This is a genomic window from Paenibacillus sp. FSL R10-2734 (assembly GCF_037963865.1).
Lineage (GTDB): Bacteria > Bacillota > Bacilli > Paenibacillales > Paenibacillaceae > Paenibacillus_AQ.
Map to the genome: position 1 here is coordinate 3,970,177 of NZ_CP150170.1, position 26,701 is coordinate 3,996,877.

26 protein-coding genes are annotated in these 26,701 nt (G+C 42.8%); 20 read left to right on the forward strand and 6 right to left on the reverse strand.

What is annotated here, in order from left to right; translation table 11 throughout:
* Positions 1 to 76 precede the first annotated feature (76 nt).
* The 8 genes from NSS67_RS17455 (at position 77) to NSS67_RS17490 (ending at position 10,166) form a co-directional block, all read left to right on the forward strand.
* Positions 77 to 991 carry a DMT family transporter gene (locus NSS67_RS17455; RefSeq protein ID WP_339314692.1) on the forward strand — a complete coding sequence of 305 codons (915 nt, stop codon included), beginning with the start codon at positions 77 to 79 and terminating at the stop codon, positions 989 to 991.
* A 32-nt stretch (positions 992 to 1,023) separates the two neighbouring features.
* Positions 1,024 to 1,869: a class I SAM-dependent methyltransferase gene (locus tag NSS67_RS17460; RefSeq protein WP_339314694.1), complete on the forward strand. Its 846-nt coding sequence runs from the start codon at positions 1,024 to 1,026 to the stop codon at positions 1,867 to 1,869.
* 240 nt (positions 1,870 to 2,109) lie between these two features.
* Positions 2,110 to 3,609, forward strand: coding sequence for a sugar ABC transporter ATP-binding protein (locus tag NSS67_RS17465; protein ID WP_339314696.1), 1,500 nt, complete (start codon positions 2,110 to 2,112; stop codon positions 3,607 to 3,609).
* A gap of 32 nt (positions 3,610 to 3,641) precedes the next feature.
* Complete coding sequence (locus NSS67_RS17470) at positions 3,642 to 4,634, forward strand: ABC transporter permease (protein WP_339314698.1); 993 nt, start codon at positions 3,642 to 3,644, stop codon at positions 4,632 to 4,634.
* Positions 4,635 to 4,694: 60 nt separating this feature from the next.
* Complete coding sequence (locus NSS67_RS17475) at positions 4,695 to 5,675, forward strand: ABC transporter substrate-binding protein (RefSeq protein WP_339314700.1); 981 nt, start codon at positions 4,695 to 4,697, stop codon at positions 5,673 to 5,675.
* Between the two features lie 113 nt (positions 5,676 to 5,788).
* Positions 5,789 to 7,399 (forward strand): response regulator, encoded by a 1,611-nt coding sequence (locus NSS67_RS17480; RefSeq protein ID WP_339314702.1) that lies wholly within the window; start codon positions 5,789 to 5,791, stop codon positions 7,397 to 7,399.
* Complete coding sequence (locus NSS67_RS17485; RefSeq protein WP_339314704.1) at positions 7,396 to 9,180, forward strand: sensor histidine kinase; 1,785 nt, start codon at positions 7,396 to 7,398, stop codon at positions 9,178 to 9,180. The genes NSS67_RS17480 and NSS67_RS17485 overlap by 4 nt, the downstream gene beginning before the upstream one ends.
* Positions 9,177 to 10,166 carry a substrate-binding domain-containing protein gene (locus NSS67_RS17490; RefSeq protein WP_339314706.1) on the forward strand — a complete coding sequence of 330 codons (990 nt, stop codon included), beginning with the start codon at positions 9,177 to 9,179 and terminating at the stop codon, positions 10,164 to 10,166. Before NSS67_RS17485 ends, NSS67_RS17490 begins: the two co-directional genes overlap by 4 nt.
* Positions 10,167 to 10,219: 53 nt before the next feature.
* Here NSS67_RS17490 and NSS67_RS17495 read toward each other — a convergent pair whose 3' ends face one another.
* Positions 10,220 to 11,107, reverse strand: coding sequence for a LysR family transcriptional regulator (locus NSS67_RS17495; RefSeq protein WP_339314708.1), 888 nt, complete (start codon positions 11,105 to 11,107; stop codon positions 10,220 to 10,222).
* Positions 11,108 to 11,439: 332 nt separating this feature from the next.
* Here NSS67_RS17495 and NSS67_RS17500 point away from each other — a divergent pair, with 332 nt between their 5' ends.
* From NSS67_RS17500 to NSS67_RS17535, 8 genes are all read left to right on the forward strand, one after another.
* Positions 11,440 to 12,372: a phosphate ABC transporter substrate-binding protein gene (locus tag NSS67_RS17500; RefSeq protein WP_339314710.1), complete on the forward strand. Its 933-nt coding sequence runs from the start codon at positions 11,440 to 11,442 to the stop codon at positions 12,370 to 12,372.
* A gap of 91 nt (positions 12,373 to 12,463) precedes the next feature.
* Entirely contained in the window at positions 12,464 to 13,366 is a 903-nt protein-coding gene (pstC, locus tag NSS67_RS17505; RefSeq protein ID WP_339314712.1) for a phosphate ABC transporter permease subunit PstC, read from the forward strand.
* Positions 13,363 to 14,259, forward strand: a complete 897-nt coding sequence (gene pstA, locus NSS67_RS17510; RefSeq protein WP_339314714.1) for a phosphate ABC transporter permease PstA — start codon at positions 13,363 to 13,365, stop codon at positions 14,257 to 14,259. The genes pstC and pstA overlap by 4 nt, the downstream gene beginning before the upstream one ends.
* Before the next feature lie 39 nt (positions 14,260 to 14,298).
* Positions 14,299 to 15,075, forward strand: a complete 777-nt coding sequence (gene pstB, locus NSS67_RS17515) for a phosphate ABC transporter ATP-binding protein PstB (protein ID WP_339314716.1) — start codon at positions 14,299 to 14,301, stop codon at positions 15,073 to 15,075.
* Positions 15,076 to 15,194: 119 nt separating this feature from the next.
* Positions 15,195 to 15,797, forward strand: coding sequence for a nitroreductase (locus NSS67_RS17520; protein ID WP_339314718.1), 603 nt, complete (start codon positions 15,195 to 15,197; stop codon positions 15,795 to 15,797).
* Between the two features lie 659 nt (positions 15,798 to 16,456).
* The gene (locus NSS67_RS17525) at positions 16,457 to 17,173 is read left to right on the forward strand and encodes an MBL fold metallo-hydrolase (protein WP_339320627.1); all 717 of its coding nucleotides are present in this window, start codon (positions 16,457 to 16,459) and stop codon (positions 17,171 to 17,173) included.
* On the forward strand, positions 17,174 to 17,746 hold the full coding sequence (locus tag NSS67_RS17530) for a WHG domain-containing protein (protein ID WP_339314720.1): 573 nt from the start codon (positions 17,174 to 17,176) through the stop codon (positions 17,744 to 17,746).
* A 25-nt stretch (positions 17,747 to 17,771) separates the two neighbouring features.
* Positions 17,772 to 18,464: a hypothetical protein gene (locus tag NSS67_RS17535; RefSeq protein ID WP_339314721.1), complete on the forward strand. Its 693-nt coding sequence runs from the start codon at positions 17,772 to 17,774 to the stop codon at positions 18,462 to 18,464.
* 71 nt (positions 18,465 to 18,535) lie between these two features.
* On the opposite strand, the gene NSS67_RS17540 is transcribed toward NSS67_RS17535, so the two are convergent.
* The 3 genes from NSS67_RS17540 to NSS67_RS17550 all read right to left on the reverse strand — a co-directional run bounded on the left by NSS67_RS17540 (position 18,536) and on the right by NSS67_RS17550 (position 21,455).
* Positions 18,536 to 18,718 (reverse strand): hypothetical protein, encoded by a 183-nt coding sequence (locus tag NSS67_RS17540; RefSeq protein ID WP_339314723.1) that lies wholly within the window; start codon positions 18,716 to 18,718, stop codon positions 18,536 to 18,538.
* Between the two features lie 223 nt (positions 18,719 to 18,941).
* Positions 18,942 to 20,171 carry an aminopeptidase gene (locus NSS67_RS17545; RefSeq protein WP_339314725.1) on the reverse strand — a complete coding sequence of 410 codons (1,230 nt, stop codon included), beginning with the start codon at positions 20,169 to 20,171 and terminating at the stop codon, positions 18,942 to 18,944.
* Positions 20,172 to 20,222: 51 nt separating this feature from the next.
* The gene (locus NSS67_RS17550; RefSeq protein ID WP_339314727.1) at positions 20,223 to 21,455 is read right to left on the reverse strand and encodes an aminopeptidase; all 1,233 of its coding nucleotides are present in this window, start codon (positions 21,453 to 21,455) and stop codon (positions 20,223 to 20,225) included.
* Between the two features lie 177 nt (positions 21,456 to 21,632).
* Between NSS67_RS17550 and NSS67_RS17555 the strand changes: the two genes are divergently transcribed.
* Entirely contained in the window at positions 21,633 to 21,908 is a 276-nt protein-coding gene (locus NSS67_RS17555; protein WP_339314729.1) for a hypothetical protein, read from the forward strand.
* Between the two features lie 62 nt (positions 21,909 to 21,970).
* Here the strand turns inward: NSS67_RS17555 and NSS67_RS17560 are convergent, their stop codons facing one another.
* Entirely contained in the window at positions 21,971 to 23,287 is a 1,317-nt protein-coding gene (locus tag NSS67_RS17560) for a TrkH family potassium uptake protein (protein WP_339320628.1), read from the reverse strand.
* A 191-nt stretch (positions 23,288 to 23,478) separates the two neighbouring features.
* Between NSS67_RS17560 and NSS67_RS17565 the strand changes: the two genes are divergently transcribed.
* Both NSS67_RS17565 and NSS67_RS17570 read left to right on the forward strand, forming a co-directional pair.
* Positions 23,479 to 23,832, forward strand: a complete 354-nt coding sequence (locus NSS67_RS17565; RefSeq protein WP_339320629.1) for a VOC family protein — start codon at positions 23,479 to 23,481, stop codon at positions 23,830 to 23,832.
* 89 nt (positions 23,833 to 23,921) lie between these two features.
* Positions 23,922 to 24,452 (forward strand): GNAT family N-acetyltransferase, encoded by a 531-nt coding sequence (locus tag NSS67_RS17570; RefSeq protein WP_339314731.1) that lies wholly within the window; start codon positions 23,922 to 23,924, stop codon positions 24,450 to 24,452.
* A 56-nt stretch (positions 24,453 to 24,508) separates the two neighbouring features.
* Here NSS67_RS17570 and NSS67_RS17575 read toward each other — a convergent pair whose 3' ends face one another.
* Positions 24,509 to 25,816: a hemolysin family protein gene (locus NSS67_RS17575; RefSeq protein ID WP_339314732.1), complete on the reverse strand. Its 1,308-nt coding sequence runs from the start codon at positions 25,814 to 25,816 to the stop codon at positions 24,509 to 24,511.
* Positions 25,817 to 25,929: 113 nt separating this feature from the next.
* Between NSS67_RS17575 and NSS67_RS17580 the strand changes: the two genes are divergently transcribed.
* Positions 25,930 to 26,697 carry a DUF1836 domain-containing protein gene (locus tag NSS67_RS17580; RefSeq protein ID WP_339314733.1) on the forward strand — a complete coding sequence of 256 codons (768 nt, stop codon included), beginning with the start codon at positions 25,930 to 25,932 and terminating at the stop codon, positions 26,695 to 26,697.
* The last annotated feature ends 4 nt before the right edge of the window (positions 26,698 to 26,701 follow it).

The following is a 26,701-nucleotide window of genomic DNA, read 5'->3' on the forward strand; positions in this document are numbered from 1 at the left end:
GAAAATAGATGCATTTTTTCACGGTCTGCGTTAAATTAACATAAGTGACTTAAGACAGTGAAAGGACGCGTACCATGTGAAGCTTAAAAAACCGCCACTTCCAATTCCGATTTTAATGTTGATTGGGATAGTGGCCATCTCATTTTCCGCTATTTTTATTAAATGGTCTGAAGCGCCTGCTTCTATACAAGGAATGTATCGGCTGTTGTTCACCTCGCTATTGATGTTGCCTTTTGCAAGACCTTACAGCGGAGCAGCGTTAGCTCTTCGTAAAAAAGACTGGATCATGCTAGTGCTCTCAGGCACTATGCTTGCTCTACATTTTTTGCTTTGGATGGGCTCTTTGAAGTATACTTCGGTAGCTAGTTCAACGATGATCATGGCGCTGGAGCCAGTGTTTATTATGCTGGGCGTTTATTTTTTGTATAAGGAAAAAACGGCTGTGTCTGCTATTCTGGGACTGAGCATTGCTATTGGCGGGGTAGTGTTTATCGGCTGGGGGGATATCGGTATCTCTGCTGATAATCTCAAAGGGGATCTGTTATCCGTTGGAGGAACAGTAGCGGTGGCTGTACATATGCTTATCGGTCAAAAGCTTGTGGTGCGAATGCCCTCATATTTGTATAGCTTGATCGTCTTCTTGTCAGCGGCTGGTGTGTTTGCGATTTACAATCTGTTCATGGGGATCTCCTTCTTCAATTATCCTGCGAAAGAGTGGGGGATTTTCATATTGCTAGCAGTGGTTCCAACGGTGTTTGGTCATATTTTATTTAATTGGCTACTTCAGTATGTATCCGCAACTACGGTCTCTATGAACATCTTAGGTGAACCAGTAGGGGCTAGTATCCTCGCTTATCTGCTCTTGGGTGAACAATTAACTGCGCTTCAATGGGCAGGAGGACTTTTGGTCATGATTGGACTTGGCGTATATTTGTACGCTGGACAAAAGAAAACTAAACAAATGGCAGTAGCCATTCAGAATGCTTCATAACAGACATTTTAATCATAAAGGGGTCACAAGGTATGGAAGAACAAGATCAAAATTTAGAACAGCATTCTGGAAAAAGCAATGGGCCAACAAGTGAAGAGCTATGGAATGAAGATACGTATTCAGCTTGGGTTGCTCGATTTGGTACACCGTTAGAGGCAGCAGCCAAGTTGGTCAAGGATCCAAGTGCAAAGCTGTACCCGCTCTCTACTTATTTTGGAGATGTACAGGGTAAAAAGATGATGAATCTTATGGGATCAAACGGAATGAAGGCAGTTGCATTGTCATTACTTGGGGCGGACGTAACGGTTGCCGATTTCTCGGAAGCTAATGCGCGTTATGCGGCTGATCTTGCACAAGAAGCTGGAGTTCAGCTTAACTACATCGTATCGGATGTTCTGAAGCTTCCAGATCACGTGCTCGATGGTTCATATGATATCGTATTTGCTGAGTTAGGAATTGTACATTACTTTACTGATCTTGCACCGTTCATGGAAACAGTTCGTAGGTTACTTTCTCCTGGTGGGGTATTTGTTCTGCGCGATTTCCATCCTGTGACGACAAAGCTCATTTCCTCGAAGGGGTCCACTGCTAAGGTTCGCAAGCATAAAGTTAGCGGTGACTATTTCGATACGACATTGGAAGAAAAAAAGGTCTCGTACTCTAAGTATCTGCCTTCTACAGGTATACCAGTAGGCGAAGAGGAGCATAGCGTTGTACATTGGCGCCGCTGGACGCTTGGAGAAATTGTAACAGCTACAGCTAGTTCCGGGCTTGTGATCCGCCAATTGGTCGAAGAATCTAATCTTTCCTCGGACGTTTATGATAAAGGAATACCAAAGACGTTCACCTTGGTGGCTGATAATGGTCAGAGCCTGTAGGCTATTCGAATGTAAGGGTTACAACTGAAGTACACATATGAACTGATCTAAAGGCTACATCGTCCATGAAAGGACGGTGTAGTCTTATTTGCTTTGTTCAAAACATAAAAATTTAAACTTTTTTACGGAGATTATTCCATTACATTGGAAACTTATAGATAATACAATGATTTTACAATCAACGTTGAAAACGATTACTTTATTGGGAAGCACTCATAAAGGATTTGAGGTGGATATGAAATGGACGAAGTATTACTACGAATGGCGGGGATTGATAAGTTTTTCCCAGGTGTTCATGCATTGAATCAATGTCAATTTGAGCTAAAGCGCGGGGAAGTTCATGCATTAGTTGGAGAAAATGGCGCTGGAAAGTCTACCTTGATGAAGATTGCTACAGGTGTCTATACCAAGGATGCAGGTCAAATGTGGTACAAGGGAACTGAGGTGGAAATTGCTAATACCCGTGCTGCGCAGGAACTCGGGATCAGTATTATCCATCAAGAATTGAACCTAATGCCGCATCTTACAGTGGCCCAGAATATATTCATTGGGCGTGAGCCGCGTAAGGCACTGAGATGGTTCGTTGATGATCTGGAGCAGAATCGTAAGGTGCAGGAACTGTTCGATCAAATGAACCTAAAGCTGGATCCGAGGATGTTGGTCTCAGACCTGACTGTTGCTAATCAGCAAATGGTTGAAATCGCCAAAGCCTTGTCCTTCAATGCGGAGGTATTGATCATGGATGAACCAACCGCAGCGTTGACAGATACAGAAATTAACGAGTTATTCCGTATGATTGAGCAGTTACGACAAGAAGGCGTTGGCATCATCTATATCTCTCACCGAATGGATGAATTGAAGCGGATCACAGACCGCATTACAGTCATGCGTGATGGTTGCTATGTAGATACCGTTCGGACGGATTCGGTAACCATTGATCAGATTATTAGCATGATGGTCGGTCGTGAGCTTTATCAAGCGTCGAAGCCAACGATCTCGAAACAGACACAACAAGTTGTACTAGAAGTTCAGAATCTATCGAGTGGGCAAATGTTGAAGGACATCAGCTTTCATCTGAACAAAGGTGAAATCCTGGGCTTCGCTGGATTGATGGGAGCTGGTCGTACTGAAGTTGTTCGCGCCATATTTGGTGCTGACCCTATCGATAAAGGTGTGATTAAGCTGCATGGAAATACGGTTCGAATTAAGCAGCCTCATCAAGCGGTACAACATGGCATTGGTTATTTGTCCGAAGATCGCAAACGTTACGGACTTCTTGTAGATATGGACATTAGCATGAATAATGCGATTGCTTCCTTCTTTAAATTCCGTAATGCATTCGGATGGATGAGGGATCGGGAGATGCGAAAGTCAGCGGAGCAGCATGCAGAGGCACTAGCCACCAAGACTCCTAGTGTAAGTCAAAAAGTCAAATTTCTATCCGGTGGCAATCAGCAAAAAGTGGTCATCGGTAAATGGTTGACGAGAGACTGCGACGTACTGATCTTCGACGAACCGACACGTGGTATCGATGTAGGGGCGAAAAGCGAGATCTATAAGTTGCTTGATCAGCTGGCGAGCGAGGGAAAGGCGATCATTATCGTTTCCTCAGATCTCCCAGAAATTCTAAGAATGAGCCATCGTATTGTTGTTATGTGTGAAGGACGTATAACTGGTGAACTACTCGCAGAAGAAGCGTCGCAAGAAGCGATAATGAAATATGCGACGATGCGTTCATAATCGTTCAAGAGTTTATCGGAGGTGTCAAGGACATGAAGATCGCAGGTAAACTGATTAGCCAGCCTATCGGCTCGAAGCAATCCGGGGCGCAATCAGGATTCAAACAAAAATTATTAGCCTTCGCAAGTTTGATCATATTGGTCATCGTATTCTCCATAGCATCAAGTAACTTTTTTCAGTTTTCTAATCTAGTCGGGATCCTGGTCTCTACAGCTGTAATTGGAGTATTAGCGCTTGGAGCAACCTTTGTAATTATTACGGGTGGAATCGACCTTGCCTTGGGTACTGTGATGACCTTCTCCTCGGTAATGGTTGGCGTCATCATTACATTCTGGGGTCTGCCCGTTCCACTCGGAATTGTAGGCGGGATTCTAGCTGGTGCACTTTGTGGCTTTATAAGCGGTTTAATGGTGGCGAAAATGAATATTCCACCATTCATCGCTACGCTGGCGATCATGATGGTCACTAAAGGATTATCACTTGTTATAACGGGTGCCAAGCCTATTTATTTCAATGATGATCCGATTTTTGCCAAGATTGCAATGGGCAAGATGATCCCAGGCATTCCGAATACCATCGTAATCTTCCTTTTGCTCGGTGTTATCGCAAGCATTATCTTGTCGAAGACAATTATTGGACGTTATAATTTTGCACTTGGTAGCAATGAAGAAGCGACTCGCTTATCGGGCGTGAATACAGTCAAATGGAAGATTGTAATCTATACGATCACAGGGATCTTCAGCGGAATCGCTGGTATCCTGATGGCATCACGACTAAATTCAGCCCAGCCGTCACTTGGCACTGGTTATGAACTTGAAGCTATAGCAGCTGTTGTCATTGGAGGTACATCTTTAAGTGGGGGCGTAGGTTCTATTCTAGGTACGATTATCGGTGCGCTGATTATGAGTGTACTGACGAATGGCTTACAGATTATGTCCGTTGCTCAGGAATGGCGGACAGTCATTGTCGGCATTGTCATCATCATAGCAGTATATGCGGATATTCTTCGCAGACGGAAGCAGTGAACGCGGTATTATCTCCATACGGAGTAATATACAAAGCAAATGACGAGGGGGAAGATTTAAATGAAACAACGTCGTAGAGGGATTATCATGCTTGCCAGTTTGTTATTGGCTACTACCTTACTTGGTGCTTGTAGCAACAGTGATAGCAAAAAGAGTGCATCCGGTTCAGACAAACCATACATCCCAGTCATTTCAAAAGGCTTCCAGCATCAATTCTGGCAAGCGGTTAAGCAAGGAGCTGAGAAGGCTGCCAGGGAATTTAATGTCGAGATTACGTTTGAAGGACCTGAAAATGAGAGTCAGGTAGATAAACAAATTGAGATGTTGCAAACGGCGCTAGACAAGAAACCTGCGGCGATTGCACTAGCGGCGCTGGACAGCAAAGCTGCGATTCCCTATCTGGAAAAAGCAAAGGAAAATAATATTCCGATCATTGGTTTTGACTCTGGTGTAGACAGTGATATCCCTGTAGCAACAGCAGCGACTGATAATAAAGCGGCAGCAGCTTTAGCAGCTGATAAAATGGCTGAGTTGATTGGCAAGAAGGGTAAAGTAGGGCTAGTCGTGCATGACCAAACAAGCAGCACAGGTCAACAGCGTCGTGATGGCTTCCTAGAACAAATGAAAGCGAAGTATCCAGATATTGAAGTGTTAGAGCCGCAATATGGTGGTGGAGATCAGTTGAAGTCCACGGATCTTGCAAAAGCGATGATGCAGGCAAACCCGGACCTTAAAGGAATCTATGGATCAAACGAAGGCTCTGCAGTAGGTGTAGCTAATGCCGTAAATGAATTGCAAATGGGTGGTAAGATTGTGGTCATCGGCTTTGACTCCGGTAAACAGTTAATGGATGCTATTCGTAGTGGTGTTGTGGCTGGCGCTGTAACACAGGACCCGATTGGTATTGGCTATCAAGCGGTGAAGGCGGCTGTACAGGCAATTAAAGGTGAAACCGTAGAAAAGAATATTGACACTGGGTTTCACTGGTACGATAAGAACAATATTGATTCCGATGAGATCAAACCTCTGCTATACGAATAGAAGAAATTAATAATAGAGGTTGCCTCCAGAAGGCAACCTCTATTATGCTTATTCAAAAAGGTAAACATTTACATTACAAGTCATTGATGTGTTAATAGCTGAGGAGGTGTTGGATGTACAAGATTATTCTAGTTGATGATGAAGATGAGGTTCGTGAGGGCATTAAACAGAAAATATCATGGAGTAATTATGGTTTTGAGCTCGTTGGTGACTTCGATAACGGCAGAGATGCCCTTGAAGCGATTGAGCAGTATCGTCCGGATGTGATTATTACAGATATTTGCATGCCCTTTATGGATGGATTAGGATTGGCCAAAGCTGTAATGGAACGGTACCGGGATATGAAGGTCATAATCGTAACCGGATATGAGGACTTCGAATACGCCAAGCGGGCTATAACCTTAAAGGTGACAGAATATTTGTTGAAACCGATTAATGCCCGTGAGTTTGCCGAGCTTCTAAGGAAAATGAAGCAGGACTTGGATGAGGAGCATTTACAAAAGGCCAATATAGCTAAGCTCCGCATGCAATTAAATCAGAGCCTTCCTTTACTACGTGAACGATTTCTGGAGAAGCTTGTTACTACTCGAATGAAAACCGAAGAGATCGAGAATAAAATGAATTACTTTCATATACAGTTGCAGGGCGCGGTTAACCTAGCCATCGTAATAGATATAGAAATGGAGAATCGGAGTCTGGACATTGCTTCAGATGTAGAGCTATTGCGCTTTGCCGCTTTTAACATTGTGCAGGAGCAACTTGAGAAGGAACAGGGCGGCGTGGTGTTTCAGACGAGAGATGGTAAGCTCGCCGCGATATTAACAGGGAATTCAGAAGAGATCGAAGTCACAACTCAGCTTCTCGCGGATCAAGTTCAGACCAGCTTAAACAAATATTTGAAGCTGACGGCAACCATCGGCATCGGTAGGAAATACGCTGGTCTGCAGCAAATTCCACAATCATTTCAGGAAGCCATTTCATCCATAGAATATCGGTATCTTTTAGGCATAGATAAGGTTATCTCCATACAGGATCTTGAGTTTGGCAAGGGATTGGATCAAGCACATTTTTCTTCATGGGAAAAGCAATTCATATCTGCTTTGAAGACAGGTAAAGCATCAGCGATCTCAGAAGTCCTCTCAAAATGGTTTCAGGAATTAAAGAGCAATAGCTCTTCTATAGAAGGCTGCCGTAGTACCATCTACCAGATGCTCGTCTCTCTGATGAATTATGTGGTCGATATCGGATTCCCTAATACAGAATTAGTATCGCATAATATGTTCGCAGAAGTTGCTGCCCTTAAGACTTTAGAGGAAGCAAGGAATTATTTGGAGCGGACTTGCCATGAGCTGATACTTAAGCTGTCGGAACAAAGAACAACGGTAAGGACTTCTCAAATGAAAGCCGCGGAAGCTTATATTCGGGACAATTATTGTAATGACAGTTTTTCGCTTAATGAGCTGTGCAGCTATATTTTTATGAGCATCAGTTATTTCAGTGCGACTTTTAAACAGCATACCGGTGAGACTTTTATTGAGTATTTAACTCGGCTCCGTTTGGAAAAAGCCAAAGAACTCCTTACGGTCACACAGTTGAAGACTTATGATATCGCAGCTAGAGTTGGTTATGCCGATCCGCAGTATTTCAGTGTTATTTTCAAACGGAATGTTGGAAACACACCGAAGGAATATCGACAGCGACAGAAGGAGAATCTCCCTCTATGAAACATCATCGCTTCTTTCGAAGTCGAAGTATTCATACTAATATTGCTATTTCCTTTTCAATTCTTATCCTCTGTACGACTTTAGTACTGAGCTATACTTCATATCGACTCTCCTCCGCTGCTGTCATGGGGAATTCCGTAGCCTATACTTCACAATTAATAGAACAAGTAAAATTGAACATTGAGAATTACATTAGCAATATGGAGAGTATTGCTGCTTTGGTGTTAACTAGCAGTGACCTTGAGAAGTATGTAAAAGGTTCGAGTTCGGAACAAGGAGGGGAGGCAAATGATAAAGAATTAGCTAGCCAATATCTTCGGTCTATAATCCAATCCCGCACTGATATATCTTCTATAGTGTATGCAAGCTCGAAAGGCATAACGGTTTCAGATCGGCTGGATGCAGTTTTGAAACCGCTTCCCGAGTTGGTCGCTCAAGAATGGTATCAGCAGGCATTGAATCAGTCCGGAGTGGTTGTCTCCTCTTCGCATGTGCAGCACTTATTTCAGGATGAATATAGATGGGTAGTGTCGATCAGTAGAAAGCTATCGGATTCTTTTTCTGAAATGGAAGCAGATCGACAGGGTGTCCTACTCGTAGATCTTAATTACAGCGTTATTAATAATCTGTGCAAACAAATCGAACTGGGAAAACGGGGTTATGTATTCATCGTAGATCCGTCGGGGAGTCTTGTCTATCATCCTCAACAGCAGCTGATCTACTCGCAGCTCAAATTTGAGCAATTGGAAACAGTTCTTGGGATTAAGAGCGGATCGGTTACGGTTCACGCAGGGGACGAACAGAAACTGTACACGGTGGATACAACTAGCTTTGGCTGGAAGATTGTCGGGGTTACCTATCCAGATGATCTGGTTGCTAACAAACAGCGGATGCAAGGGACCGCCGCCTTGTGGGGAGCCGTAAGTCTGATCTTTGCCATGGCAATATCCGTGTTACTCTCGTACGCATTGACCAAACCCCTCAAGAATCTGGAAATTAACATGAAAAAGGCTGAACGCGGTGAGTTCGACATTCGCGTGGAGATTGAGAGCACGAACGAAATCGGCAAGCTTGCCCGAACGTTTAATCTGATGATCATGAAGATTAAAGAGTTGATGAGTCAGATTGTCATGGAGCAAGAGATGAAACGTGTGAGTGAGCTGAAGGCACTTCAAGCACAGATTAAACCCCATTTTTTGTATAATACATTAGACTCCATCATCTGGATGGCAGAGACCGGCAAGATGGAGGAAGTAGTAGAAATGACCTCATCTCTGTCGAAGCTGCTGCGTTCTACGATTGGTGAGGGCGAAGAATTGATTCCGATCGCAAGAGAACTAGAGCATATTAGGCACTATCTAACGATTCAGAATATGCGCTATCGCCATAAGTTCACTTATTCTATAGAGGTGAATGAAGATATTCTTGAATGCAGTATATTGAAAATGGTCCTTCAACCATTGATTGAAAATGCCATTTATCATGGGATAAAGCACAATCCTGAGCAAGGTCACATCCTAATTAGGGGCAAAAGAGAGCAAAGCGATATTACTATACAGATTATTGACAATGGTGTCGGAATGGATGAAGAGCAGATTGGCAAGCTACTACTTCAAAAGGCAGATTACAAGAGTGGCAGTGGAGTAGGGGTCGCGAATGTGAACCATCGTATTCAGCTTTATTTCGGGGACCATTACGGTTTGTCTTTTGCGAGCGAAACGGAAGAAGGGACGACGGTCACGTTAAGAATTCCAGCACTCTATGAGGAGGAAAGTCGATGAGCTCACTATGGTCAAAAATAGGCCTGTCTGCTCTACTATTATTCTTCATTGTAGCGCTCGGGTGGGTAGGTTATCGTATGTTTACGAATGAGCTGGATACTAAGGTCAGAACCATTATCTACGTTCCTAAGACCATCGATAGTAACATTGAATTCTGGGAAGTAATGAAACAAGGTGTGGCGACTGCTGCCAAGGAATTCGGAGCAGATGTTCATACGGTAGGAACAGATACCGAGTTAGATGTGGATAAGCAGATAGAACTACTGGAACAGGCGATTCAGGAGAAGCCTGATGCCATTATTTTGGCCGCTACGGACTATTATCGTCTCGTTCAAGTTGCAGAGCAGATTAAGGCTGCCGGGATCACTCTTATTACGGTGGATTCGGGACTGAACGGTGGTGTATCGGAGAGTTTTATCGCCACAGATAATTATGAAGCAGGACGTAAAGCGGCGCAGGAGTTGATTGAAAATATTCATAGCGACGATCAAGTCGCCATTATGAATTTTGTACAAGTCTCCGCTACAGCTATCGAGAGGGAGAAAGGAGTTCGGGATGCTTTATCTCAGAATGGAGTTAATCATGTACACGATACCCTTTACAGCAGCGGATCTGCGCAGAAGGCATACCAATTAACTGTTGATCTACTAAAGAATCAGCCACACCTAAAGGGAATCATTGGTCTCAATGAGCCATCTACATTAGGTGCGGGACTGGCAATTATGGATTTGGGCTTGAAATCAAAAGTGAAGCTCGTTGGGTTCGACAATTCCAGTAGTGAGGTTCAGTTGCTGGAGAAGGAAATTATGCTGGGAACGGTGATTCAAAAACCTTTTACAATGGGGTACTTGGCTGTGAAAACTGCACTTGAAGTCGTTTCAGGAAAAAAAGTAGCTCCTATTATGGATACAGGCTCCGAATTCATTACGAAGGAGAATATGTACACAAGCGAGAATGAAAAGTTAATGTTCCCCTTCATAGAATAAGTAAATAAGGGAGCGCCCAAAACCATTATGGCTTTGGGTGCTCCCTTATTTGACTACTGAGAGTCTATTAATAACTCGGCAAAAGATTGCTGTAACGGCGTTAATATATGATCTTTTCGCCAAGCCAAAACAAAACCACCGCTCTCAGGCAAAATTCCTGGCAGAGGAACAGAACAAAGACGACCTAATTCAAGCTCTGCTTCAATACTAGCGCTAGAACAAATCCCTACGCCATCTCCTTCGCTGACTAACTTCTTAAGTGTCTCTGGTGAATTCAACTCGGATCGATTCCACAAGCGGATATGATTCAACTGCGCCCATTGATCCGCAAATCCCCGTAAACAAGAACCAACCTCATACTGAATCCAAGGCTCAAGCGCTATCTGTTCCGGTGTTAACATCCCTATGCTTTCAAATGGATGTCCAGGTGCAAAAACGAGCACAGGTTCGTCGCGGACAATGAGCTGAAAATTAAAGGATTCATCATGCCAATCTGAAGTGTGTAAAATAGCCATTTGAATTTCTCGGCTCCGGAGCCGTTCCCTTAACAAAGTATCGCTTTGGATGGTCATCGAATTATTAATTCCCGGATATAGTTTCATGAATTGGATTAGCGCTTTAGGTAAAATATAAGTTGCAGGAATAAAGCTGGCTTCCAGCGCTAATGTCCCTTGTGAAGGGGAAGCAAACTGCTTTACAGTTCGTTCCGCTTCGGCTGTGAGTGAGACGATTTTGATAGCATATTGATACAGGGCCCGTCCAGCATCTGTGAGCAGTACTCGTCCACTTCGATATAGGAATAAAGGAGTTTCAAATTCATTCTCTAGATTCTTCATATGAAAAGATACAGTGGGTTGTTTAAGGCCTAATTCAGCAGCTACATCGGTTACTTTTTTATATTTTTCAAGGAGTATCACAATCTTTAATTTCATAATGTTCATAACTTTCCTCCGCATAATGCATAGTTGGATAACGAATTATATCCCCATTATAGATTAAATCTATACATATATATAGTTTCTATTGGTATTTTTATCGTTCGCTTTACAAAGTTAAGAAGTTTCTCTAACGAACGAGCTCTAGAATAAGAAGAGTCAGAGGAGCCAAGAAGCTCCGGACAACAACATTCACATATGCGTTAGATGAACTTGTACAGTAAACAAGCATATGGGGGCCAAAGCTCCACAACACCATGTTAAAGCTTTCGAAGCCAGTTTTGTAACAACTGTACCAGGAAGCCATGCTAACAAAACATTTAGGAGGAGACAAAACAATGCAATTCAAAAAATCATGGATTATGACTTTGGCTTTAACTAGCGTACTGGCACTTTCGGCCTGCGGTAATGGTGGAAACAACGCTGGAGGAAACGCTGCAGCTACAAATGAAGGAAGCGGCGACGCTAAATTAAGTGGTTCGATTCTAGCATCAGGTTCAACAGCCTTACAACCATTGGTTGAACTGGTAGCTGAGAATTTCATGGATAAAAATGCTGGTGTGGACATTCAAGTACAAGGCGGCGGTAGCGGTACTGGTCTTACACAAGTAGCTGAGAAGCAAGTGGATATCGGTAACTCCGACGTATTCGCAGAAGAAAAACTAAAAGATAAAGATGCAGAAAAAGCAGCAGTACTCGTAGATCATCAAGTAGCCGTAGTAGCGATCGCAACTGTATCACATCCCGATGCAGGTGTGGATAGCTTGACTAAAGAACAGCTTCTAGATATTTTCACAGGAAAAATTACGAACTGGAAAGAAGTTGGTGGAGCGGATCAAAAAATCCAAATCATCAACCGTCCAGGCAGCTCCGGTACTCGCGCAACTTATGAAAGTTATGCACTTGGAACTAAAACTGAAGATATCCCAGGATCGATTCAAGAAGATTCATCCGGTACAGTTAAGAAAATGATCGGAGAAACTCCAGGGGCTATCGGTTATCTGGCTCTTTCATACCTTGATGATTCAATCAAAACACTTAGCCTTGATGGTGTAGAAGCATCTGTAGACAATGTTATTACTGGTAAATATCCAGTGTGGGCTTACGAGCATATGTACACAAACGGCGAACCAAATGAAACAGTAAAAGCATTCCTCGACTTTTTCTTAACAGACGAAGTACAAACAGGTGAAGTCGTTGAGCTTGGATACATTCCAGCTGTAAAAATGCAAGTTAGCCGTGACGTTGCAGGAAATGTTACAGCTAAGTAATTCACTTCTAAGCAATTAGTAAGGATTAGAATCTCAAGTGATTAGAGGCGGATACATCTGCCTCTCTTTTCACTTTAGAAAGAGGGAGCAATTGAGGGTGAAACTAAAGAACTCACGCATCGAAAAACATCATATTGAAGATTTTGTGGGACGTACATATATGTCCTTCTGTGTACTACTATTGATAACAATCATTGTATCGATGGTATATTTTGTAGCGTCTAAAGGCATTTCAACTTTCACAAGTGGCGATGTTAGCGTTACTGATTTTCTATTCGGAACGAAGTGGTCACCTGAAGCGGATAACCCATCCTTTGGTGCTTTTCCGTTTATCACAGGATCCTTCTTGGTCACTTTGCTTGCAGCATTGATTGCTAGTCCACTTAGCTTGTGCGCTGCGCTATTCATGACTGAGATTGTTCCAGGATGGGGAAAAAAATTGCTTCAGCCAGTAATTGAGCTGTTGGCAGGTATCCCTTCAGTTGTTTATGGTTTTATCGGATTAAGTGTTATTGTACCGTTTCTACGCAACAACCTGCCTGGTCAAGGCATCGGGGTAGCTGCAGGCGCGCTTGTGCTCTCGGTCATGATTCTTCCGACGATTACAAGCGTGGCTGCAGACGCGCTGGCTTCATTGCCGCAAAATTTAAAGGAATCCTCCTATGCGCTTGGTGCCACCCGGTGGCAGACGATCTCTCGAGTGATTATTCCGACAACGTTTCCTGCTATTATGACAGGTATTGTTCTGGGGATGGCACGTGCATTCGGTGAAGCCCTTGCTGTACAGATGGTTATCGGTAATGCACCGTTCGTACCTAAATCACTCTTTGAATCAGCTTCTACCCTGACGAGTGTGATCACGCTTGGAATGGGGAACACAACCATGGGCTCTGCGCACAATAATGCTCTGTGGAGTATGGCACTGGTTCTTATGCTGATGACGTTTGTATTTGTCTTCTTAGTGAGATTGCTTGAACGGAGGAATAAAATTTGAAGCCGAGAACCGTAAATAAAATTGCCACCAGCCTTATTGTGTTTTTCGCTATGCTCATCGTAGCCATTCTGGTTGGTCTACTGGGATATATCCTTTTTCGAGGTCTAAGTCACATTAGCTGGGATTTTCTATTCTCCGCACCGCAAAAAATTCGCGCTGGTGGAGGGGTTGGCCCTCAGCTATTCAACTCCTTATTCCTTTTGGTGCTCACGTTAATTATTACAGTACCTCTAGGTCTGGGTGCCGGTATTTATATGGCTGAATATGCTCGTCCAGGAAAAATCACCGGCTTTATTCGCTTAATTGTTGAAGTATTATCTTCGTTCCCTTCAATCGTAGTCGGCTTGTTTGGTCTATTGCTGATTGTTAACTATTTTAATCTTGGCTTCTCCTTAATCTCTGGAGCGCTGGCATTGACGGTCTTTAACCTACCGCTGATGGTTCGGATTACTGAGCAAGCTTTTCGTAGTGTTCCTAAGCAACAAAAAGAGGCTGGTTTTGCGCTAGGCTTGTCCAAGTGGAAAATCGTAACCTCCGTGTTGTTTCCAGTAGCATTACCAACGATTATTACCGGTACTATCTTGTCCGCTGGCCGTGTCTTTGGGGAAGCAGCTGCACTGATGTTCACTGCAGGAATGAGTAGTCCGAGACTAGATTTCACCAACTGGAATCCACTTAGTCCAAACTCACCACTGAATCCCTTCCGTCCAGCAGAAACACTGGCTGTTCATATTTGGAAGGTAAATAGTGAAGGGCTTGCTCCTGATGCTGCGCAAATTGCTGCAGGGGCTTCGGCTGTACTAGTAATTATGGTATTGATCTTCAACTTGGCAGCACGTTATTTCGGAAGATTTATTTATCGTAAGCTTACAGCGTCAAAAAGAATGAACTAATCCCTAAAAATTAAAGTAGAGATGTAGGAGGAGTAATCGATGGGAACGTCGGCAACAGCAGTGCGTGAATCTTTTCAAACCGAGGACCTGAGTATTTTTTATGGAACATATGAGGCAGTAAAGGGGATCAGTCTTCCTTTTGCTGAAAAAACGGTTACTGCACTGATCGGCCCATCCGGCTGCGGTAAATCAACCTTTCTTCGTTCTCTGAACCGGATGAATGACGAAATCTCCGGAGCAACAAGCAAAGGAAGCATCTGGATAGATGGAGTAGATATTAATGCTCCTGGCACAGACGTTATCAAGTTACGCCAGAAGATCGGGATGGTTTGGCAAAAGCCGAATCCGTTCTATAAATCTATTTATGACAACATCGCTTTTGGACCCAAGTATCATGGGATTAAAGGGAAAAAAGCACTTGATGAGATCGTTGAGAGCAGCCTTCGAAAAGCAGCATTGTGGGACGAAGTTAAGGACCGCTTAAAAGATTCAGCATTAGCTCTATCCGGTGGACAACAACAGCGCCTTTGCATTGCAAGAGCGTTGTCGGTTAACCCTCAGATTCTGCTCTTGGATGAACCAGCTTCAGCACTAGACCCAGTCTCCACTGGTAAAGTAGAGGAGCTAATCAAGGAGTTAAAAGAAGAGCTGCGCATTGTAATCGTGACACACAACATGCAGCAAGCTGCACGGATTTCTGATTATACAGCTTATTTTTATCTAGGATCTCTTATAGAGTATGATAAGACGGATAAGGTCTTTACAAATCCTGAGAATCAAATGACACAAGAATATATCATGGGTCGTTTCGGCTGAACCACTTCAACATCGTTCCTTATGGAACGGTGTTTGTTTATTTCCTGTTATTTGCAAAAGGTAGAAAGATGCTGTATCATTAGTGATAATGATTATCATTATTACAAGGAGTGGATCTAATGACACAAACTCAACCGACTCAAAAGAATAGCGTAGCTGATGTGATTAAAGAACGTCGTTCGATCAAGCTTTTCAAGAAAGATCCATTACCTCAGGGATTGTTAGAGGAATTATTAAATGTAGCTGTATGGGCGCCTAATCATGGTCTGCGTGAGCCGTGGAGATTCATTGCTTTTCAAGGTGATGGTACAAAGTTCTTGGCTGAGGCGGCATTTGCCTTCGTAAAACGTGCCTTTCCTGATCCTGAAGTGGCTGCCAAGCGCAAAGAATATATTTCAAACATTCCTTTAACGTTAATCGTGGTGATGCCTGAAGATCCACGGCAGAGAGAATGGGATGAGGACTTTGCAGCAGCCTCTGCACTTGTACAGAACTTCCAGCTAGCGGCTTGGGAACAGGGTGTGGGAACGATTTGGAAGACAGATCCTTACATTAATAACCCTGAATTCCGGAACAAGATTGGTGTGAAGCTTGGTGAGAAGATCATAGCTATGATCCATGCCGGATATCCGGAGACTGTACCTGACAGCCGTCCACGGACGGAAGCTTCAGAGTTACTACAGATCGTAGATAGCTATCCAGAGAACGGTGTAGTGGAATAAAAGCAAATTAATAAGTTAATTAATATGTGAATTATTAAGCGAATTTAATAGGACTTATCAAAAGCATCCATAGGGGTGCTTTTTTTATTAGTTTAGTTTAACCATTAATGTCCACCGCATGGGACCCTATTGCAGTTATTTTAGCTTTTTGGGTCATTTTGTAGTTGTAACGGACCGCATAGCTCTTATTACCTTGTAATGGCGTAGAATTGGGATGTTTTGAAGGTAATAATTGCAATGGAGTCCGATAGCCTTCATGAATTCAGTAAATCTCCGAAATAAGAGTTCCTGGGTCCGATTGGTTGGAGAAATGAGGAAGCTGGTTTCACGGGTTTACGATTGTGTTTGTGGGCTTAATGATTAGTCTTCTTAGTAAGGTGTTTATCCTATAATGGGACATTAAATATTGGTTGGATACGTTTGTGATTGTGATGGTAGGGTGCTTGTATATTACCGTTCTTTCCGTCAAAGATGGGATATATCTGCTACCGAGTAAGGAAGACGATGATATACGGTATAAGAACGTCAAAATCAAAAGATCTAACAAAAATGCTGACAAAGATCTAGAGGGGAAAGTGGAAAGTATAATTCACTCTTGAAAAACTAATGCGATTAGTTTATATTTTAACTAATGATATTAGTTTTGTGGAGGGATAATGATGAGAGTAACACGTGAAGGGCATTTACTGCAGCTGACTTGGATGCCAAGATTGTTTCCTGTGAATTGTTACATCATAGAGGAAGAAAATGAATTGACTTTGATCGATGCAGCAATGCCATTTAGTGTAAAAGGAATTATCGCTACCGCAGCGAAGTTTGATAAGAAGATTACTCGTATTGTATTAACGCATGCTCATGACGATCATGTAGGTGCACTGGATGAGCTGAAAACCCTGCTCCCAGAGGCTCAGGTATACATCTCAGAGAGAGATGCAGCATTACTTCGTGGAGATCGTTCTCTTCGGGAGGGGGAACCTCAGACGGCTATAAAGGGGGGCGTTCCAAAGAAGATATCTACACAGCCAGATGTATTGCTCCATGATGGAGATACCATTGGCTCAATGACAGCGATTCAAACACCTGGTCATACCCCAGGCTCTATGTCTTTCATTGATTCACGAAGCGGCGCTGTTGTCGTTGGAGATGCTTTTCAAACCTTCCGAGGGACCGCAGTGTCTGGAACCGTCATTCCTTGGTTTCCGTTTCCGGCCATGGCAACATGGAATAAGGATCAAGCACTGATTAGTGCCACTAAGCTACTGGAGGCTTCACCGACTTTACTGGCTACTGGACATGGTGACTTGCTTAGAAATCCAATGCAAACCATGGAGAGAGCTATACACAAAGCACAAATGATCCAAGATAGGAGTAATTAAATGTCACCTAGAGCGGGATTAGATAGTCGCATGCTAGTTATTGCAGCAGGAGAAATTGCCGATCATGAAGGAATAGAAGCCGTCACCTTAGCTGCATTGGCTAACAAATTAGGTGTTCGTTCTCCGTCGCTATACAATCACATTAACGGTCTACAAGACTTGCGCACACAGCTTGCGATTTATGGACTTGGAGAGCTTTCCACGACCATGGTCAACGCGGCCAAAGGGCTTAATGGAGATGCTGCTGTACAGGCGATGGGGCATGCATATGTGAATTTTGCTAGGAGTCGCCCTGGTTTATATGAAACAACGCTGCGAGCACCTGAAAAGGAAAATACCGAGCTGGAAGCAGCAGGTGATCATATTTTGAGGCTTATCATTCATGTGATGAAGGATTATCAATTGGGCGAGGAGGGTGAGATTCATGCTGTACGAGGGTTAAGAAGCATTCTGCATGGGTTCGCCTCGTTGGAACAAAAGGGCGGCTTCGGAATGGCTCTTGATACCAATATAAGTCTATCTCGCCTCATCAGTACGTTTATAGCCGGGATCGGAAATATGAAGTCTAAATAATGGAGTACAAAGGAGACGTGTAGTGATGATAAAGGGATATGAAGAGGGCAGTGTCACCACTTTTGAAGAAACAGCAGAAATTATTGCAAAGCTTGGGATTTTACCGCTTGCAACCTTGATTCCCGAGCACCCATCTTTAAACGGACTTACTAAACCTGAAAATTGGCATACAGGATCAGAGCTAGATCCGTGGTCATGGCGGGTAAGGTTTCCTGGAGAAGGTCTTGCTGGATACGGGAAGTTTGTTAAGAAAAAAGCTATTTTAGTGTCAAGCGAGTGGTTCCCAGCATTTGTTGCAGCAGTAGGAAGCGCTAAATCTATAGAAGAACGTTATAATGACGGATTGGCAAGTAGAGAAGCAGTGAGCTTACTCCAAATTATCCGTGAACATCAAGGTATTGACACGCGTATACTACGAGCCGAAGCTGATATGAAGGCAAAAGAAAAGAAAACGGCATTCGATAATGCGGTTACGGAGCTTCAGGCATCGCTGGACATCGTTATTTCAGGTGTAAAAGAACGCCACAATGCTGAAGGGGAGAAAAACGGCTGGAGTAGTACTTCGTTTGAGACCGTAAGCCACTGGATGGAAGATAACGGTCTTTCCACATTTGAAGGTGACAGAGAAGAGGCTATAGCTTGGTTACATTCGAAGATGAATGGCGTATGGTCACCTACAGCAATAGCTTGGACGGACAAAGCTTTCTCGTGGAAATAAAAACGGTTAATCACTACTCCATGGAGAGTGATTAACCGTAAGCGTTTTCTAATAAAGTCATATCCATCACATTATTGTTCCAGCATCGGGGCCAAGTAAGCAATCAGGAAATACATGAATCCGAAAAACAGCATAACATAGGCGGTGTATTTAATTGCATTAGATGCAACAATTCTTGAGTCCACCGGCGCTTGAGTCTGTACCTGTTCTTCTTCAACGCTGTCAATTTCATTGGATATTGGGTCTCTCAACATGATAATCCCCTCCTTGGAAATTCAATCCTTAATTGTATTGTGACATATTTGTGAACGGAAATCAACAATAGTGTGAACAATTCTTGAACTTTTATTCAAATTCGGACATTTTATTTTGTTGATATTGAAAATGCAATAAAAAAACAACCAGCTTTTACCCTCTGAAGGAGGAGCTAAGCTGGTTGTTTGGTGTTTGATTTATCTGAAAATTAAGGTGAACAATCTAAGCCCAATCGCCGTTTCGGAAGATAGGTACAGTTGTTCCATCATGCTTAATCCCATCTATGTTCATTTCGGGTGATCCCATCATAAAGTCAACATGGGTATGGCTTTGGTTCATCCCTTTTTCTTGCAGCTGTTCTTTGGTCATTGTTGTACCTTCTTGAAGGGTGAAGGCATACGCCGCACCTAATGCCAAATGGCAGGAGGCATTCTCATCGTACAACGTTGTGTAATATAGAATACCACTCTCGGAGATCGGGGAGTGGAAAGGCACTAGAGCGACTTCTCCTAGATAGGCAGAGCCTTCATCCAACGCGATAAGGGAAGCCAGAGATTCTGAACCTTTTTCTGCAGAGAATTCTGTCACTTTGCCGTCCTCAAAGGTGAGCTTGAAATTGTCAATAAGATTCCCCCCGTAGCTAAGAGGCTTAGTGCTGCTTACTGTGCCATTCACACCAGACTTCAGTGGGGCAGTAAACACTTCTTCTGTAGGGATATTGGCAAGGAAAGGGACACCTTTGCCATTAACCGCTCCGGCCTGACACCAAATATGCCCTTCTGGTAGCTCAATGGTCAAATCAGTTCCAGATGCAGTATAATGCAGCTTGCGGAACTTATTATCATTCAAGGTAGCACAACGCGCTTTAAGTCCATCCAAATGTTGACTCCAAGCTTGAATAGGATCGGCTTGATCCGCACGTGTAGCTTTAAAGATAGCATCCCATAGCAAATCAATCTGCTGATCTTGTGGAGCCTCAGGGAATACCTTTGCCGCCCAAGATGGTGATGGAAAAGCTACAATACTCCAGCTCGCGTGATTCCCCATTAACAATTCACGATATGGAGCTAATGTCTGTCCAGAAATCCGTTGATTATCCGCAATTCTTCCTGATTCAACACCGCTTAATAGATCTGGATTAGTTGAAGTTATCGATAGAAATGCTGCACCCTTTTTAGCTAGATCTTCCAATTCATCTGCTTGCCATTGTGGCGGTTCCAAAAAGGAATCGGATGGAGCGAGGTCATAACGTGTACGTGTAACAACCTCATCACTATAATTAACCTTAACGAGCTTCGCACCCGCTTCATATGCTTTGCGAACTACAATACGCACTAGTTCTGCGGAAGCGATGTCGGCATTTACAACTAAGGTCTGCCCAGGTTGAATATTAACCCCGATTTTCACTGCTAGCAATGCATAATTCTCCAGTTTCTGCTTGAAATCCAACATGATTTCCACTCCTCCCAATATCTCTAGTCTTTTATTTCATATTTACAGTAATTAGAACGCCCAGTTTCCATTAAGGAATACAGGTTCTTCGGTTCCATCAGCAGTTATACCAGTAATGTTCATCTCCGCTGAACCGATCATGAAATCCACATGGGTAACACTATTGTTCAATCCATGGGCAATCAGTTCATCCGGAGTCATATCTTTACCGCCTTCTAAGCAGAAAGCATAAGCCATACCAATAGCTAGGTGATTGGATGCATTCTCATCAAACAAAGTATTGTAATAAAGAATATTGGACTCAGAGATAGGGGACTTATGAGGAACTAATGCAACTTCACCGAGGTATTTTGCTCCATCATCCATACTAATGAGGTGTTCTAGTGCTTCTTGACCTTGCTCTGCACTAACACTTACAATTCGTCCGTTCTCAAAGGTGATGGAGAATCCGTCGATAATGTTGCCGCCATGGCTAAGAGGTTTTGTGCTTCGTACGGTGCCGTTTACACCAGTCTTTAGTGGGGCGGTAAATACTTCTTCGGTAGGCATATTGGCTACAAAAGAATGACCTTTAGCATTAATACTGTCTCCTTGTGCCCAAATATGGCCTTCTGGAAGCTCGATGCTTAGGTCCGTACCAGGTGCTATGTAATGCAGCTTCTTATATTTTTTTGCGTTGAGTACATTTGCTTTTTGATCTAAAGTGTCGAGATGTTCTTGCCATGCAGCTACCGGATCTTCACGATCAAGGCGTACGGTGTGGAAAATAGCTTCCCAAAGCTTACTTACACGTTCTTCAGCTGGAACATCAGGGAATACTTTATCCGCCCACGCCTGACAAGGAACTGCAACAATACTCCAGCTAACTTTGTCGGACATTTGCATTTCACGATATTTGGTGAGCGCGGCTCCCCGTACTTTTTGATAATTGGAAATGCGCACAGGGTCAATGCCTTTAAGTGCATCAGGATCTTCAGCGATCACATTAAGAATAGCCGCACCCTTCTCGGCGAGTTCAGTCATTTCACCTGCGTACCAAGTAGGAGGCTCAGTGAACACTTCTGGAGCAGCATGTTCAAACTGCTGGCGCGTAATGCTCGCATCACTCCAGTTCACTTTCACTAAGCTTGCTCCAATCGCATATGCCTTGGCGGTGATCATACGTACGAAATCAGCTGCAAGAATCGGCGCATTCACCACTAGGATTTGACCTGGTTGAACGTTAACCCCAATTTGCACTGCTAGATCTGCATATTTACTAAGCTTTGCCTCGAAATCAGTCATTGATATTTCCTCCATTTGCTAATTGTTTGGTACTTTACAAGTATTGTACTAAATTATTAACCGCCGGATGAAAAAAGTCAATTACACGGAATTTACAGTGTATGTAGAGGAATTACATTCATTTCAATGCTATACTAAAAGGGGAAATGATTTGATGAATGGAAGGAAGATAAGCGAATGAATTTAGAGATCGTAAGTGCTGAAATGAGCCGTAAAGAAGATAAAAGCTATGTAGGGAGGACTATATTTACTCTCGAAAACCATAAGGCTCCATATGAGATTACTTTCTTTAGTACAAGGGGAACGGAATGGGATTACAGCCTGAGCTTTGCAGGTGAACCTGGGAGCGAAGAGCAGTTCTTAGAAACTGACGCACTGCTTGAGAATGACGATGATTTATACAATCAATTGCTTGATGCTGCACTAGATAAACAAGAGATCGTTGAAGAGTAAAACTTACAAGTGTTGATGTGATTACCAGCGGCAATATCCAAAGCCGCTGGTTACATCAGGCCTTATCCTATCGTAATCTTGCCTTCAGGATAACGGTAAAGCTCCTTACTACTCTTAGGCTTAATCGCATACGCAAGAGTAAGTGGACCCGTCCGGCCCATAAACATCAAGATAATGACTAGAATTTTTCCTGCCGTGGTCAGCTCCGGAGTAAGACCCATGGAGAGACCTGAAGTTCCGAAGGCAGATACAGCTTCAAAAAGTACAGCAAGGAAGTCAGCCTTCTCTGTCACGGATAATAACATCGTAGCGATGACTACAAGCATCAGAGACATTAATGTCATCGTGACGGCTCTATAGACATTTTCTTTAGAGATCCGGTAACGAAACATTATGATATCCTCTTTACCCCGTAATCTTGCAGAAACCGCAGCCACAAGTATAGCGAATGTAGTAATCTTTATTCCCCCACCTGTAGAACCAGGCGCAGCTCCAATAAACATTAACAGGATCATCAGAAATTGTGTCGATTCCCGCATAAGCGGAATTTCAATCGTTGTGACACCGCCTGATCGTGGCGTTATCGCTTGTAAGAAGGTCGCCATCATCTTTCCACCCGGATTCAAGTGTTTCAACGTAGAGTTAAACTCCAGTAAGAAAAATAAAGCAGCCCCAATAATAATCAATATCGCTGAGGTCGAAAGAACAACCTTCGAATGAAGAGTTAGTTTTTTGCGTTTAGGAAAGTCCAGAACATCGGATAAGACGATAAAGCCGACCCCTCCAAGAAATATGAGAATCATCGAGGTAAAGTTTACAATAGGATCATTCACATAACGAGTAAGTCCACTAAAAGGTCCGTGAATGTCACCAAATAAATCGAAGCCTGCATTATTAAAAATAGATATGCTGTGAAAAATCCCATAATACACAGCTTTCCCGAATGGCATATCCATCAAAAACCTAAAGGTAAACAAGATGGCACCTGCAAGCTGTATAAAAAGGGAATAAATCAGGACTCTGCGGATTAACTGTACAATACCCTGCATCGAATTCTGGTTCATGGATTCTTGCATAAGGATTCGCTCTTTCAAGGATATTCGCTTATTAAGGACCAAAGTAATTAAAGTGGCCATCGTTATAAATCCGAGTCCCCCAAACTGAAATAAAACGAGTAGAACAACTTGTCCGAAGGTAGTCAGTTGTGTGCCTGTATCAATGACTGCCAGACCGGTAACACAAGTTGCTGATGTTGCCATAAATAAGGCGTCAATAAAAGAAATATGCCCTTCTACTGAAGCGATCGGCAGACTAAGCAGGAAAGTTCCAGCAGTGATAAGTATTAAGAATCCTAGTGATAAAACTTTGGGAGGGGTCATTTTGAAACCACCGAAGTTCAGGTTAGCCAATGTAATTCTCCTGACGTACGTGATATTAGAGTAATGCTCACAGAATTATAACACAACTTACCAGACCTTCCCTAAATGGAGGGAGGAAAATGACATATTTTATCGAATTAATCTAGAATAACACCCTATTCTGTAACTTTAAAGAGGAGGCTTTCTTAATGGTGGTAAGTCCGATTCTGAATCAGATTGGTGCAGTTTTTATTCCGGTAAAGGATATTGAGAAATCCAAACAATGGTACTGCCAATTGCTTGGACTGCCTTTAGATGGTGAAGTATTATTCGGTCATTTATATGTGGTACCCATGAATGGACCCGGAATCGTATTAGACAGCAAAATATACACATCTGAATCGGCTCTTAATATTCCCTCTTTCCATCTAAATACAGAAGATATTGATGCTGCTTATGATTATGTGAAGGCAAGTGGTGGAGAGATTCTTACGGATATCGAGCATGATCATTGGTTTAATTTCAAAGACCCCGATGGGAATGTCATCATGGTCTGCCGTTGTTAAGAGCTGTTCTACGATTATCTTGGAAATAGCAGCTCCAGCAAGCTGTTCAAGAAGTACTTATAGTTGTCAAAGGTTGGTGTGATTATAGGATGTTTACAATTAGAATGCTGGTTTCGGAAGACGCAGGTGAATTGCTTCGTTTACAGCATCAGCTAGATCAGGAATCCAAATTTATGTTATTGGAGCCGGATGAGCGGCAAGTTAGTCTTAATCAAGTTAAAGAGATGATCATTAGCTTCGTTACAGCAGACACTTCAATACTTATTGGTGCAGAGGTTGATGGCTATCTTGTAGGTTACTTGTCGGTTAGAGGTGGAAGTGTAAGACGCAATCGACATAGTGCATACATAGTTATTGGCATTCTGAAAGATTATCAGGGTATGGGGATTGGTGCAGGTCTGTTCACAGAGATGAATACATGGGCTATGAATACTGAAATAGTTCGTCTTGAGCTAACGGTCATGACACATAACCAAGTGGCCTTGGCTTTGTATTCTAAGAACGGATTTGAGATCGAAGGGACGAAAAGAAAATCGCTTGTTATCGATGGACAGTGGGTGGATGAATATTATATGAGTAAAATTTTACAAAAAGAAAAAAGGATAGAGGATCAGATATAATCTGATGTCTCTATCCTTTTTTTTATGAATAAAAAAGCTAATGATTTCGAAATTTGTTATGATTCAGTTTCACTAGATTGCTCGATAACGACCTCAACCTTGCGGACACGGTATCTGTTCATTTCACGAATGGTTAAGGTTACATGATCACGAACAATACTTTTGCCAACAGCTGGATCTGCGATATGACTGTATACCCAGCCTCCAACTGTAGTCACTTCTTCATCTTCGAAATCAAGCCCTGTAAGTTCCTTGACCTCTAGCAGAGATACTTTACCATCAAACAGATAATTTGTATCACTTATTTTCTCGACTTCCTTGCGTTCATCACCGTCAAATTCATCACGAATCTCACCTACGATTTCTTCCAAAATATCTTCAATCGTGATGAGTCCGGACGTACCGCCGTATTCATCAAGCAGCAGGGCGATATGCACACGCTCCACTTGCATACGTGTTAGAAGGTTCTTGACCGGTGTTACCTCAGATACTGTCAAAACAGGCTGAATCAAGCTTTTGAAATCAAAATCAGGATTGTTATCATATTGCAAATAGAGCTGTTTCGTGTTGATCATCCCAATGATATTATCCTTGCTGCCTTCAGCAACCGGGAAGCGAGTATACTGCTCCTTACGGATGATCTCAAAATTCTCTTTTAACGAATGATTGGTAAAAAGACACACCATATCGGTTCGCGGAACCATGATTTCTTTAGCCAACATCTCATCAAAAGTAAAGATACGGTTTACATAGCCATATTCGGCTTTATTGATTTTCCCGCTTTCATAGCTTTCGGACAAGATCAAACGAATCTCATCTTCACTATGCGCATCTTCATGCTCACTAGCTGGTTTCATCCCAAAAAGGCGAACAAGCAGATTAGCGGAACCGTTCATGAACCAAATGAGGGGGTACAAAATTCTGTAGAACCAAATAATCAGCGGTGATGTAATTTGACTAATTTTTTCCGGAATGTTTATAGCTACCGTCTTCGGAGCAAGCTCACCGACAACGACGTGTAGGAATGTTGCAATGATGAATGCGAATAAAAACGCAAGAGGGTGACTCACTTTTGGACTAATATTAGCCCAGTCAAATACCGGAAGGAGCAGCTGCTCGAACGCCGGCTCTGCTAGTGCACCAATACCAAGAGCAGTGATCGTAATCCCAAGCTGACACGCGGATAAGTATCCGTCAAGATTAGCAGAAACTCGTTGTACAGCTAACGCGTTCTTCTTTCCCTCGATCACCATTTGACTGACCTGGCTACCTCTAAGTCTCACCAATGCAAATTCAGTTGCTACAAAAAAAGCGGTTAAAATAATCAAAATAGCCACCAACGTCAAACTAAGTCCTATACCCATATAATCTTTACCATCCCTTTCGTTCCTAAAATAGGTTATACTCATTTTATGAGTTCTTATGAACTATTCTACGAACTTTTTAGAAAAATATCAAATGGTGGAGGGAAACAGATATGGAATCATTTGCATTAACTCGTGTAGAGATGTCCAGTCTTCTGCTCTCATTGACCGGATTGTCAGACCGGAAACCGCTGAATATCCTCCAAGAGGCATGGACTAAATTTCACCGTGAAGAAGTACAAAAGGGGACCTCGTTACCCGCTTTTTTATCTACTGATGTTCCACCCGTTTTACAAAAGATCATTAAGGGCGACAATGTTAGAGGCTTTTCACTCGGTGAAATTGCTTCATTAGGCCATCTCATAGAGTATTCCACGTTGACCGTCACAACTATGCAAAATTGGGTGAAGCGCGACTTCAAAGAATATCTCGGTTCGCCAAGAGAAGGTAAGAAGTATTCGGTTAATCAGGCGGCGCTTCTATTTATTATCGATGATCTCAAATCAGCCCTTAATTTTGAAAGTATACGTCAGCTATTCCGGTTGATGTTCTTAAAGCCAGATCGGGATGATGATGATTTAATGGAGCCAGTTAAGCTGTATTACGCATATGCTGGACTTTTTGAAGAGATCAAGAGCAATCCAACGATACAGACGCAATGTAAGGTTGATCAACTTTTGCACAAAGAGTATTCATGGAAAGAAGATTCTTTGCTTAGAAGCTCAACAGATCGTGTAATCAATCGACTGACGCATCTTACGAAATCTCAAAGAGAATCTGTCCGCAACATATTGCTGATAGCTACGATATCTGTTCAGACCTGTTATTTTCAATCGTTGGCAAGACAATACTTTAATGCCGCTTTATTCCTTGATTTTTGACTGC